Annotated in this window: 8 protein-coding genes; 4 read left to right on the top strand and 4 right to left on the bottom strand. The window is 32.6% G+C overall.

Annotated elements, in window-relative coordinates; all coding sequences use genetic code 11:
- The first annotated feature begins 90 nt into the window (after positions 1-90).
- Complete coding sequence (locus Q1A73_RS01085) at positions 91-2,871, top strand: putative LPS assembly protein LptD (RefSeq protein WP_299600569.1); 2,781 nt, start codon at positions 91-93, stop codon at positions 2,869-2,871.
- Positions 2,872-2,946: 75 nt separating this feature from the next.
- Positions 2,947-3,327 (top strand): RidA family protein, encoded by a 381-nt coding sequence (locus Q1A73_RS01080; RefSeq protein ID WP_299600567.1) that lies wholly within the window; start codon positions 2,947-2,949, stop codon positions 3,325-3,327.
- A 73-nt stretch (positions 3,328-3,400) separates the two neighbouring features.
- On the opposite strand, the gene Q1A73_RS01075 is transcribed toward Q1A73_RS01080, so the two are convergent.
- The 4 genes from Q1A73_RS01075 to Q1A73_RS01060 form a co-directional block, all read right to left on the bottom strand.
- Positions 3,401-5,593 (bottom strand): alkaline phosphatase D family protein, encoded by a 2,193-nt coding sequence (locus tag Q1A73_RS01075; protein ID WP_299600565.1) that lies wholly within the window; start codon positions 5,591-5,593, stop codon positions 3,401-3,403.
- A 363-nt stretch (positions 5,594-5,956) separates the two neighbouring features.
- Entirely contained in the window at positions 5,957-6,319 is a 363-nt protein-coding gene (locus tag Q1A73_RS01070) for a methylglyoxal synthase (protein ID WP_299602575.1), read from the bottom strand.
- Between the two features lie 7 nt (positions 6,320-6,326).
- Positions 6,327-7,313, bottom strand: a complete 987-nt coding sequence (gene pfkA / locus Q1A73_RS01065; protein ID WP_299600563.1) for a 6-phosphofructokinase — start codon at positions 7,311-7,313, stop codon at positions 6,327-6,329.
- Between the two features lie 25 nt (positions 7,314-7,338).
- A complete protein-coding gene (locus tag Q1A73_RS01060) occupies positions 7,339-11,766 on the bottom strand; it encodes a translocation/assembly module TamB domain-containing protein (protein ID WP_299600561.1) in 4,428 nt (1,475 codons plus the stop codon).
- Between the two features lie 81 nt (positions 11,767-11,847).
- On the opposite strand from Q1A73_RS01060, the gene tsaD reads away from it, so the two are divergent.
- The gene (tsaD, locus tag Q1A73_RS01055; RefSeq protein ID WP_299600559.1) at positions 11,848-12,870 is read left to right on the top strand and encodes a tRNA (adenosine(37)-N6)-threonylcarbamoyltransferase complex transferase subunit TsaD; all 1,023 of its coding nucleotides are present in this window, start codon (positions 11,848-11,850) and stop codon (positions 12,868-12,870) included.
- Positions 12,871-12,875: 5 nt separating this feature from the next.
- Positions 12,876-13,580, top strand: a complete 705-nt coding sequence (locus Q1A73_RS01050) for a 16S rRNA (uracil(1498)-N(3))-methyltransferase (RefSeq protein WP_299600557.1) — start codon at positions 12,876-12,878, stop codon at positions 13,578-13,580.
- The last annotated feature ends 133 nt before the right edge of the window (positions 13,581-13,713 follow it).

Below are 13,713 nucleotides of genomic sequence, written 5' to 3'. Positions count from 1 at the left end.
TTCTTAAAAAATAACATTAGAGTATCGTATTTGATAGAAATATTTATTTTTTTCTCAATTACAATCTCTACATAAAAAATATATGTAATTTTGGCACTTCAAAAACTAAGCCATAGTTTTACAAAAATAGGATATAAACCATTGCAAACAACGGTACGTAACATACTTTATTCACTAAGTTTTTCACTATTTTGTATTTGTTATACAACTGCACAAGAGTTTGATAAAACGACAAAGAAACCTATTCAATCTCCAAAGGATTCTATTGCCCTATCTAAAAAAGATATCGAACCCAAGACAGAACTCCTTGAAAATGAAAAAGATCAGGATACCGTAAAGAAAGATAGCGTTGTGGAACCTCCGCAATTGTTAACCGATAAAGTTACTTACAAATCCAAAGATTATATGAGACTAAGTCGTAGAGAAAACAAAATGTATCTCTACAACGAAGCAGAAATTATCTATGGAGAAATGCAAATAAATGCTGGATTGATCATCGTAGACAATTCCAAAAACGAGGTATATGCCTATGGCATTAAGGATTCTGTAGGAGATTATACACAAACCCCAGTTTTTAAGCAAGCACAAAATGTAGTTGAACCTGATTCTATTCGATTTAATTTTGATACAGAAAAAGCACTTATTTACAATTCTAGGACCAAACAAGGTGAAATGAACGTAAAAGGTGAAGTTTCTAAAAGAGTTAATGATTCTGTTATATACATGAGTAACGTAAAATTTACTACTGCAGAAGATGTAGATAATGCAGATTATTACTTCTATGCCAGAAGAATCAAACTTGTACCAAAAAAGAAAATTGTAACAGGATTGGTAAATATGTTTATCGCAGATGTACCAACTCCTTTAGGATTACCTTTTGGTTATTTCCCTTTACAAGAAAAAAGAACTTCAGGATTTATTATTCCAAGTTATGGTGAAGAAAATAACAGAGGATATTTTCTACAAAATGGTGGATATTATTTTGCGATAAGTGATTATGCAGATCTTACGGTCACCGGTGATTATTATACAAATGGAAGTTATACATTATTAGCCGAAACATCGTATGCTGTTCGCTACAAGTATAGAGGTAATCTGAGATTTCGGTTTGAGAATAACCTAACTAGCGAACGAGGTTTTCCTGACTTTGCCCAGAGAACTACCTATAACATCCAATGGACACATTCGCAGGATGCCAAATCCAATCCGAACTCTAGATTTTCGGCATCTGTAAATTTTGGTAGTAGTGACTTCTTCCAACAGTCCACCAATCAGTTAAATACAGGAAATTTCTTGAATAACCAGTTGAGTTCATCCATCTCCTATTCCAAAACTTTTCAGGGAGATCCTCAGGTAAATTTAAATGTTGCAGCAAATCACAACTCTAATACAAATACACAAGAAGTTAACCTATCGCTACCTAATGTTAATGCAAGTGTTTCAAGGATATTTCCTTTTGCTCCAAAAGTTGGTGTAAAAAAAGGTATTATTCAAAATATCAACACCCAGTATAATTTTAGAGGTGAGAACCGTATTACTACCAATGATGATGATTTGTTTACTGGAGATATGTTTAACGATGCTAGAATTGGAATGCAACATTCTATTCCGATTAGTACCAACTTTAAAATCTTTAAGTATTTAAGTGCTACTATGGGTACAAGTTTCCAAGAAAATTGGGTGTTCGAAACCATAGAGCAAAGTTACGATCCAGATGCTAATGACGGCGCTGGAGAGGTGGTTAGAGATACTATTGCAGGTTTTGATGCTTTTAGAACCTACAACTTCTCTGCTAGTTTAGGAACTACGATTTACGGAACATTTAATTTTAAGAAAGACAAAAAGATACAAGCTATTCGTCATACTATGAGGCCAAGTGTTAGCTATAGTATTAATCCAGCCTTTGATCAATTTTATGACGAATATACGATTACAGATAATCCTGCAACTTTGGATATTGATGAGGAAGAAGTAGTAGAGTACTCTAGATTCGAAGGTGGATTCTTTGGTGCACCTAGTAATACTTTTTCAAGTAGTATTGGTTTTTCTTTAAGTAATAACTTAGAAGCCAAAGTGCGGAGTAAAGACACTACAGATCTCGAACCTAAGAAAGTGGTTTTGCTTAATAACTTAAACTTTAGAACCGCATACAATATTGCTGGTGACTCTTTACAATTAAGTCCCCTATCAATTACTGGAAACATTCCTATAATTCAGAATAAGTTAGACATTAACTTTAGTGCAGAACTGGATCCATATGCATTAGATAATAATAATCGTAAAATTGATGTTTGGAATATTGATAATGGAGGTAGTCTTTTTAGATTAACCAGAGCTAGTGCAAATTTTGGATATTCTTTTTCTAGTAAAGATTTTGAAAAAGGCCAAACGAATGAAGATCCGCTCACAAACCAGACCTTACAAAATGGTGGGCGACCAGATAATTTGTTTGGAGGAGGAACAGATTTTAGAGAAGAACAAAGTTATCGTCAAAAAAGTAAGGATACTGAGAAAAAGGATGTACAAAATTATAATTACAAAATTCCCTGGTCTTTACGACTATCTTACACTGTCAACTATAGTAATAATGCTCGACAAAATGAGATATCCTCCCACTCGATTATGTTTTCTGGAGATGTAGAGTTAGCTCCTAAATGGACCGTTGGAGTTTCATCTGGGTATGATCTAAAAAATCCTGGTTTTACTTTTACTAACTTAAGATTTCAGAGAGATTTGGATAGTTGGAATCTTAGTTTCAATTGGATTCCGTTTAGTGAAAGAACTTCTTGGAACTTTTTCATAGGAATTTCTTCTTCTGTTCTAAGTGATATCAAATACGATAAACGTAGAGAACCAGACAGGCAGCTTTAGGTTTGAGGTTTGAGGTTTGAGGAAATTATTTGAAAATATTACAAAATCAAAATAAACAATAACACTTTACATATCATGAAAAAAATCATCACGACTTCCAAAGCACCTGCTCCCATTGGACCTTACAGTCAAGCTATTCTAAACGGAAATACCTTATATACTTCTGGTCAGATAGCTATTAATCCTACTTCTGGAGAATTGGTTACGAATGATATCAAAAAAGAAGCAGAACAGGTAATGCAAAACCTTAAAGCCATTTTGGATGAGGTGGATATGACTTTTGAAAATGTTATTAAGACAACAATTTTTTTAAGTGATATGAATAACTTTTCGAAAGTAAATGAGGTATACGGAAGTTATTTTAACGAAGATACTGCTCCAGCTAGAGAAACAGTGGCTGTAGCTGCACTACCAAAATTCGTAAATGTTGAAATTTCTGTAATTGCTGTAAAATAAGACCTCAATTGAATCAAATATAAAAGCCTAAGTTTATTCAACTTAGGCTTTTAATTTATAAGAGATACGTGGTTTATTTTATTATAACATTTCGAGTAGCTTTTGTATTATCACTTTCTATAGAAAGTATATAGCTACCGGTTTTCAATCCGTCAACATCAAATGATAGATTATAAATCCCTTTTTGAAGTTCCTGTTCCTGTAACTTTTGAACCAATCTCCCCTGAATATCAAACAAATTAATAATCACCTTACCCTCGGAATTCATAATATAATGAACATTCCCTCTATCAAAAATGGGGTTTGGGTATACTCCCATGACAACGAATTTTTCATTAATACTTCCTGAAGGCAATTCATGCTTTGTAGTAGTTTCCTTTTGCGTTTCTCTGGTATTTAGTGCTATCGCAGCCTGAGAAGTTCTTCTTACTTTACAATCATTAGAATTTACATACCAGCTACGAGATCTATTTTCTTGTGCTATTGGTCTTGAAACATCATTCGTATCAAACCAATCAGCCTGTACTCTATTTTCTCTTACATCAAGCACATAATATCCATGATTATCTAAATCAACATCTTTTATATGTCTGTTTAACAACCGTACATAAAATTCTGATAATCCCGAAGCAACTCCACCAATAAAATCCAAATTAGTAGAAGTAACACTAGGAACTACAAACTCGCACATTTCGCAATTGCCCTTATAACGTACTTCACCAACAAAAGTACTATGTATATCTCCTGTTAGTACAATTACATTGTTAATGTTGTTAGTATTAATAAATTCTAAAAGTTGTTCTCTCTCCTCCTGATATCCATCCCAAGCATCGTTAGAAGGAACACCATTCCAAGGCATAACCATTACCTGATTACCAATAATTCTCCATTTTGCAGAAGAGCTTTGTAATTGATTTTTTAACCACAGAAATTGTTCTGATCCTAATATGGATTTATAAGACTCTTTATTAGACTTTGATAGTTCATTTTCTCTATATTTTGTTCCTTTCTGTAGTAATTGCTCTAAAGCAAAGGTTGATTTCTTATCTAAACTTCCTTTTTGCAAAACTTGATTCACGAAACCATCAATTACCTGCTCGAACTCCTCGGCATTTAGAGCTTTTTCATTTTTAGATTTCTCACCGCTATCTAAAGAAACATTCAAGATCATTGGTAACACTTCTTTTAATACTTCTTTTAATTCCTCTTCTTTGGTAAGATCCTTTTTAGCAATTACATTTTGTGCAAAAGTTTTAAATGCATCGTTAGAAGCGGCAGCACTAATAAGGTTTTTAGAAGAATTTACTTGCGTATCTCTTCCTTCTATTCTAGTGTCTAACATAATTAAATCCATTAACTTACCATAAGATATCTTTCTGTACAGTCTGTATTCTTCAATGGAATTAGCTCTTACTGGCATCCATTCAAAATATGCTTTGAAAGCATTATTTTTTCTTGCTTCCCAATCACCTTCTGAAGATGAGGAATGATTTTCCGCTCCAAATTTATTTGCATCATTCGCAAACTCATGATCATCCCATATATTTATAAATGCATGTTGTTGATGTACATTACGTAACATTGGATCTAATTTGTAATAAGAGTGACGTACTCTATAATCATCTAAAGTAATTATTTCATTTTCGGGCACATGACCTCGGTTAATTTCATTACTATAACCATATCCTCCTGATTCATATTCATAAATATAGTCTCCTAGATGTATTACAGCATCTAAATCTGTTCTACTTGCAATTTGATTGTATGCATTAAAATATCCATTTTGATAATTTGAACACGATACTACAGCAAATCTTAAGTTATCAACTAAATCCTCTTGTGCGGGAGCAGTTCTGGTTTTTCCTATAATAGATTTTGCACCTAAAGATTCGAACTGATAATAATACGTCATATATGGCTCCAAACCGATCGCATCAACTTTCACCGTATAATCTTTTGATTGACTGGTATTTGTAGAACCCTGTTGTACAATTTGATTCATCTGAGGATCTTTGGCTATTTTCCAATCTACTTGTACATTATTCTCATTGGTAGTAACTCTTGTCCAAATAATAACAGAGTTTTCTAAAGGGTCACCTGATGCAACACCGTGATAAAATGGTGCTAACGAAGGATTAAAATAATCAGACACATCGCCTACATTTACAGTTCGCTCTATTTTAGTAAGAACCGTATTTATTTGTTGAGCGTAAAAGCAATGTGTACATAAAAATAAAAAGATTAGGTTTTTAAGATTTGATTTCATGTAAAGCTATATTTAGTTGTTAGTTTTTCGCGAAAATATGCGAATGAGCAAACAAAAAATCAACGTGATTCTTTTTTAATCAAACCTTAAAATGGATAATGAATATTTTAATTTAACGCTTATTAATTAACTATGATTTTAAATCATTCTCTAAACAAAATACTATTTTATAATAATAATCAACAAAACACTTCTATTCTATAAAATTTAAAATTTGTATTTCCATAGTACTTTTAAAGAAAAAAGAAAAAATCCTGTAGAGCTTTTATTAATCTTACTAAAACTAACTAATATTTGAAAAGAATCTACTTTGCATTCTAGAAGATATGAGAATTACAAGAACAATGTATCTATCACTTATCTTTACAACCCTTTAAGTAATAATTCTGCAGTAGATGGGTTTGTAGCTAACGGAACATCATATACATCACAAAGTCTCATTAACATAAAAATATCTGGTTCGTGAGGGTGTTTGGCTAAAGGATCCCTAAAAAAAATGACCATATGTATATTCTTCTCGGCAACACCTGCTGCAATCTGCGCATCTCCACCAAGAGGACCAGAAAGTAATGCTTCTACATTAAAACCAGCTTTTTTTGCTTTTTCTCCTGTTGTTCCAGTAGAAACAAGTTTAATTTTTTTAGAATCTAATATTTCTCGATGTTCGTTAAGAAACTGTACCATATCGGCTTTCTTACCATCGTGAGCGATTATAGCTATTGTCATCATAAATTTATACAGAAAGTATATCCGAAATTCGTAATAATTCCTTGTTAATGCTGTGATCTTCTTTCAGACCATCATCAAAATTAGTGGCTACAATCTCGTTGTTAATCAATCCTACCATTACGTTCTTTTCTCCATCAAGTAATAACTCGACTGCCTTAACACAGAGTCTACTGGCTAAAGTTCTATCAAAACAAGTTGGAGATCCTCCACGCTGCATATGACCTAAAACGGTTACTCTTACGTCATAATCAGGCATGTTTTCGGTAACATAGTCTGCTAGTTCATATACATTCTTTCCTATCTTATCTCCTTCACTTACCACTACAATACTGGAAGATTTTCCAGATCTTTTACTTCTTTTTAATGACTCTAGCATCCTATCTAGCCCAAGATCCTCTTCTGGGATAAGGATTTCTTCTGCTCCAGCTCCTACACCACTATTTAATGCTATAAAACCAGCATCACGTCCCATTACCTCGATAAAAAACAGTCTATCATGAGAACTTGCCGTATCTCTAATTTTATCAATAGCTTCTACTACGGTATTTAAAGCCGTATCATATCCAATGGTAAAATTAGTTCCTGCAATATCATTATCAATGGTTCCTGGAACTCCAATTACCGGAATATCATATTCTTCACTAAAAACTTGTCCACCTTTAAAAGTTCCATCACCGCCAATGAGTACCATAGCATCTACACCTGCTTTTTTTAAGTTTTCTGCAGCTTTTTTTCTCCCTTCTGGTGTTCTAAACTCCGAAGACCTTGCGGATTTCAGAATCGTTCCTCCTGTACTTATAATATTGCGAACACTTCTGGCATTCATCTCACAAAAATCATTTTCGATCATGCCTTGATAGCCTCTGTAAAAGCCAATACATTTTACATTGTAATAAGAGCAAGCTCTTGCTACTGCTCTAATTGCTGCATTCATTCCTGGAGAATCACCTCCTGAAGTCATTACGCCTATTGTCCGAATTTCTTTAGCCATCTATCGTAGGTTATATTGTCAGAATTTAATTATTCTTATCGGTAAAATTAATAAAATCTGGTGTTTCTATTTTGGTAGTATCCTTCTTTTTTTGGGCTACCGAGTCTTTTACTTTTTTTGATTTAAATACTTTATCAATCAGCTCTCCGAAATTATTGAAATCTACGGAATAGGAAAGTCCTAATCCTTGTTTATATCCTTGAGTTTCTCCGATATATTGAATTTCGTTCTGACGATTAAAAATCTTTCCCTTTAGTGTTCCTTCTTCATTAAATAAATATTCTACTTCTACATCTCCTGTTACAACAGATTCACTAACACCTCCTATAGGAACTCCTACTCTACCGTTTATCAAAATTCTATTATTTATTTGTGTAGATACTGTAACTCCAAATTGATCTGCAGCTTCTTGATCGATATTTCGATTACCTTGAACATAGTTTACTCCTACTTTAAACTTATCATCATCTCCAGAAAATATTCCATTTACCAATCCTGCAGCTCTTTCTACCAAATTCCCTGTAATAAAGGTAGGATCTAAATTTCCACTATAAAATTGACCTTGTGTTACTAAAGACAGCGCTTGTAGTTCCTTTGTTGCTTGATCTTCCAATTGATACTCCAACTCACTTTTGGCTACTGAACTCAAATTAGGCAATTCTATATTAAAATTAAGATCTGGTTGTATTAATTCTCCATTAAGATCAACCACTACTTCTACTGGTATTTTTCGGTTAATCGTAGCATTTTCTAATAATACAGCTGGATTTGCTTCTGTTTTGTATACTGCACTTAAATTAAGTTTTGCCCTAGTCGGACTACCATCCCAGTTAATACTTCCTCCTGATCTTACTGTAAAATCTTTACCTACTAGCGCTCCATATCTAAAATTATAGCTTCCTTCATATGCTACAAAATCTCCCCACATATTAAATTTACCATTGGTATTTATCTCTATTAATAGTGTTCCTGCTCCTCTACCTTTTAGAGAACTACCCGTTTTTTTATCAACAACAACTTCTACTAAAGCATTATTATTTACATACAAATCAAAATTTAACTCTAACCCCTTAATTTCTTCTAAGATAATCTCCTTACCATCTAATCGCGCCTGTTTCTCTTCTGGACTTAAGAAATGTATATAAGAGTTATCTCCTATAGATTCAGACTCATTTAGAGGAATTTTGAAAACTGTTCCTTTTTCTGTAGTAGCATTAACATCAATTACTAAACCATCGGTCGGTCCTGCTATGGTAGCATCTCCACTGATAAAACCTGTTCCGTAATATAAAGATTCTTCATCTTCTTCCGTATCGAGAACTAACAATCTTTCTTTTGCTTTTAAGGTAAGACCTAAATCCCATTTCGAAAACCGTTGATGACCTATATATCCTCCTAATATTCCTTTTGTTTTATATTTTGTATCTGTGATATCGATATTATCAAAATTAAAACGCTGCTTATCTAAAACAACACGAGAATTATTATCAAAATCGAGATCCACGTTTAAGTAAGGCACTTTTAAACCTGCTTTATCTAATGTTAAGACTCCATCAATCGAAGGATTAACATAATTCCCGCTTATTTTGGCTTTTCCAGAAACTAATCCACGAAGATCAGAAATTACGATTCCTCCTAAATTGCTAAATCCTGATATATCTAATTGATCTAAGTTTACATCGATATTCATATCTGGATTATTGTTAGAAACATTAATAGAACCCACGGCGGATAATGTCTTTATATCTTCGTTGTTTACTAGTCTTGTATTGATTGAATACTGAGTTAATGATTCATTTCCTGATGCATTGACTCGTAGCTCACCCATATTGATATCGTTTACACCTAAATCATTAATAATTACTGTAGAACTTGGGAAATAAACTCCTTTTTCCTGAAATATATTAAGATCTCCATCGACTACACCTGATAACTTTAGATCCTCTATATAAGGCGTAATTTTATTTAAATCTACATCTTTAAAAGTAGCCTTAATATCTTTATGATCTTTGCCTTCCATAACCCCAGAAACGCTGATCTCTTCGTCTTCATGGATAAGCTTAATAGATTGTATAGCTATATTTTTAAAGTCGTTGTCAAAAATGATCTTATTATTACTCTTACTTTTATATGGATTTGCATACCATGTGTATCCTTTAAAAGTAAAATCGGATTTTTTAAATCCTAATACCGAGTTATTGTCTTCGTTGATTGTATGATAAAATTCTAAATTGTAATTATCCACATTATTCTTACCTCCTTTAAATTCAGAACGCATGAATAGTGTATCATTAAGAGTTACATTAATCAAGCTAAACTTAGATACATCATAATATCGAGTATTAATGCTATCAATAGCGACGTAGGTATTAAATAAAGGGTTCTTATTATCAACTTGAATATCTACCTTTTTCATAAGATTATCAAACGCCTTAATCGAAGGTGATTTAAAAGTTAACTTAAATTCAGAATCATTGCTTTCTACTTTTCCTTTAATAAAAGTATTGGGAGCGAACTGAATTTCGGGAAAAAAGACATCTACAATCTTATTGTAAATTCTGAAATTAAATTCCATGAATTCATTATCTGTAATCTCAGTCGGCTCGAAATTAGTATATAAACTACCGATAGAATTTCTAAATAAATCATACACATTTTCAAATCTAAAAACTCCTTTTACATTACCTTCGATAATATCAGGACTATTCATAGTAATCGTTCTGATATTTTGGTCATCAAAACTAGATGTGATGTCAAAATCATCAAAATAATAACTGGCATTTTGATTTTTGTATAATGTTTTTTCAAAAGAAATGGTACCAAAAGCGTCATTAATACCTGTTCCTTTCATCTTCATCTTCACATCTCCATTAAAAATAGAAATGCTATCTCTAGTAAAAATATTTAGTTTATGAAGATCTATATGATCTACATTGGCAACAAAATCATAATTATTAATTGCTTCGGAAATATCCGCTACACCATTAAAGCTAAATTTCATGTTTGGATCATCTGCCACTAGCTTTCCATCAAAAACCGGATCTTTTAAATTCCCAAATACATTAAGATTGGTATAGGTATATCCATTAAACTCCAATTTTTTTATATCTCCTTCTAGCTTGGTATCTAGATTGTCCAAGGTAAAACCGCTTCCATCTACATTAATATCAAATGCAGCATTTCCTAATCGTGGTTTGCCCAATAATTGACCTATATTAAAATTGTTTGATATTACACTACCATTATATGTTGCACTTTTAACATCATCTAAATCTCCCAGTAAGACAAAAGCATTGATTTTCCCTAACTGAGAAAAGAAATCCATGTCTATATCCACATCCTTAATGGTTACTATGGTCTTACCTACTCCTTTTACACTTCCTAACTGATATAGTTGTTTCGGCAGTGACTGTCCTAAAATATTTGGAAGCAGATTCACTAGATCATAATAATTGGTTGTCAAGTTGGTTAAGTCTCCGTCTAATCTGAATTTGGAAACATCTGTAACTGCATTTCTAATTCGTATATTTCCTTGAATTAACGATCTGTCCAATCCAGAAATATCAGAATCTAATACTTCAAAATCATTTAAAGTCCCTTTTAACGTTGTATTTTTTAACGTAAGATCTTCATTACGACCAAATTCATCATAAAACGGAATCAAATCATTTGTAGAAATTACCGCTTTCATAAAATCGGCTGTAATATTCACACTATTCTCAAAATCTACAAGTCCACCTCTTTCGTACTCGAATACGATTTCACCATCTACTTTAGAATCTTTCGTTTCTAGAATTAGATCTCTAAAACGCATTTCTGTCGGAGTAATAGAAAAACCTGTTTTCAGATTCGAGACATTTAAACCTCTATGATCCTTGAATGCCAAAAGGTCTGTTGTTATATAAAAATCTTCTCCATCAACCTTAAGACTCTCCGCATCCAACATAATATCTCGTAGAATGACGATATCAGAATAATTAAGATTTTCATCGATATAACTAAACTTACCATTCTCCATGGTAACATTACCTGTAGTAAGTAAAAATTTAGTTGTAGACGAGGATGTTTTACCAGTATTAAATTTTCTTATGAAAGTCATAAGATTATCACTACTCTCACCTTTGTACATTTTCATTCTAAATGTTAGATCATCTATCGAAACTGCTCCTAACTCTGGCTGCCCTTTAGAAATCTCTCTAAGATTTAAAATAGAAGTTGCAATACTCCTAGCAAATAATAAGGTATCCTGATGATGGTCTTTTACAAAGACTTCTTTTAAATTTACTTTACCCGAATAGGTTAAACCAACTTTACCAATGTTAATATCCACATTATATTCTTTATTGATATAATTGGTTATTTTTCGACCAAAAAGAGTTTGAATTGCGGGAATTGAAAATAAGATCACCAATAGTACAAATAGCGATATAAGGATAAGTAATATCCTTTTCAATATTTTCCCAAATTTTTTGATACGTTTTATTGTTTTAACTTTGCTGACAATATTAACAATTTCTATGCCTTTTTCCTCATAATGAGTTCACAAAATGTATACATCTTAGGTATTGAATCATCTTGCGATGATACTTCTGCCGCTATATTATGCAACGATCGTGTATTATCAAATGTTGTTGCTTCACAAAAAATTCATGAACAATATGGTGGTGTGGTTCCAGAATTAGCTTCCAGAGCACATCAGCAGAATATTGTTCCTGTAATTGATCAAGCTATCAAACAGGCTGGAATTACTAAAGATGATCTTACCGCAATAGCTTTTACCAGAGGTCCCGGTTTAATGGGATCTTTATTAGTCGGAACATCTTTTGCAAAATCACTAGCACTAGCATTAGATATCCCTTTGATTGATGTAAATCATATGCAAGCACATATTTTGGCGCATTTTATTGATGAAGAAGGATTCGATAAACCAGAATTTCCTTTTTTAGCTCTAACAATCAGTGGTGGTCATACACAAGTAGTGAAGGTTACTAATCATTTCGAAATGGAAATTATTGGAGAAACGATTGATGATGCTGTTGGAGAGGCTTTTGACAAAAGTGCTAAAATATTAGGTTTACCGTATCCAGGAGGACCACTTGTGGATAAATATGCTCAATTAGGGAATCCAAAAGCGTTTCCATTTACCAAACCTCGAGTAGATGGTTTGAATTTTAGTTTTAGCGGTCTCAAAACAGGAATTTTATATTTTGTTCAAAAACAACTAAAAGAAAATCCTAACTTCATAGAAGAAAATCTTCATGATGTATGTGCATCTATTCAACATACGATAATCAATATCTTGATCGATAAATTAAAAAAGGCTTCTAAAGAAACTGGAATTAAATCCATAGCTATCGGCGGTGGCGTTTCTGCCAATTCAGGAATTAGAAAAGCATTAAAAGAAGGCGAATTCAAATATGGATGGAAGACTTTCGTTCCAAAGTTTGAATATACAACTGATAATGCAGCGATGATCGGCATTGTTGGTTACTTAAAATATTTGCAAAAAGATTTTACAGATATGAGTATTGTAGCCAAAGCTAGAATTAAGTTTTAATTATTATGCAGCTTTTTTATAGTAAAGATATCACAGGCGCTACTGAAGAATTCGAATTCTCCAGAGAAGAAAGTAAACATATAACCAAGGTACTTCGTAAAAAAGAAGGTGATATTCTTCAGATTACAAATGGAATTGGTTTATTATGTAAAGGTCTCATCACATTTTCCAGTCCTAACAAGTGTATTATACAACTACAAGATAAAAATCATCATGATCGAAAAGACTATAGACTACATCTAGCCGTAGCTCCTACCAAAATGAATGATCGGTACGAATGGTTTTTAGAAAAGGCAACAGAAATAGGTATTGACGAGATTACTCCCGTTATATGTGATCATAGTGAACGAAAAGTAATAAAACAAGAACGTTTTGAGCGTATTCTACAAAGTGCTATGAAACAATCCCTGCAATATTACTTACCTATATTAAACCCTGCTATTTCATTTACAGAGTTCATAAAACAAGAAAATAATGATCAGCTATTGATAGCGCATTGTGAAGAAATTGATAAAAAATCCTTGCAAGAAACTCTAAAAACAAAAGGCAGTACTACTATTTTAATCGGACCAGAAGGTGATTTTTCTAGCAAGGAAATAGCAACGGCCTTAGCTACAGGTTATACTCCTGTTACCCTAGGGAATACGCGATTACGAACAGAAACTGCCGCAATCGTTGCTACACATAGTGTTGCTTTTCTGAATCAGTAGGATATAGTTTTTAATAAATTGTACTCATCTATTAAATTCTCTTTCTTAGTGTTAAGTTATAATTAAGAATAAAGAGTTTCTAAGACCTGTGGATTTACCACAGTAATTTCTTTGTATATTGCTGAACTATTTT

It is taken from the genome of uncultured Aquimarina sp., assembly GCF_947492115.1.
Lineage (GTDB): Bacteria > Bacteroidota > Bacteroidia > Flavobacteriales > Flavobacteriaceae > Aquimarina.
The sequence above is the reverse complement of the archived record's forward strand: the minus strand, read 5'-3'. Positions and strand labels throughout refer to the sequence as shown.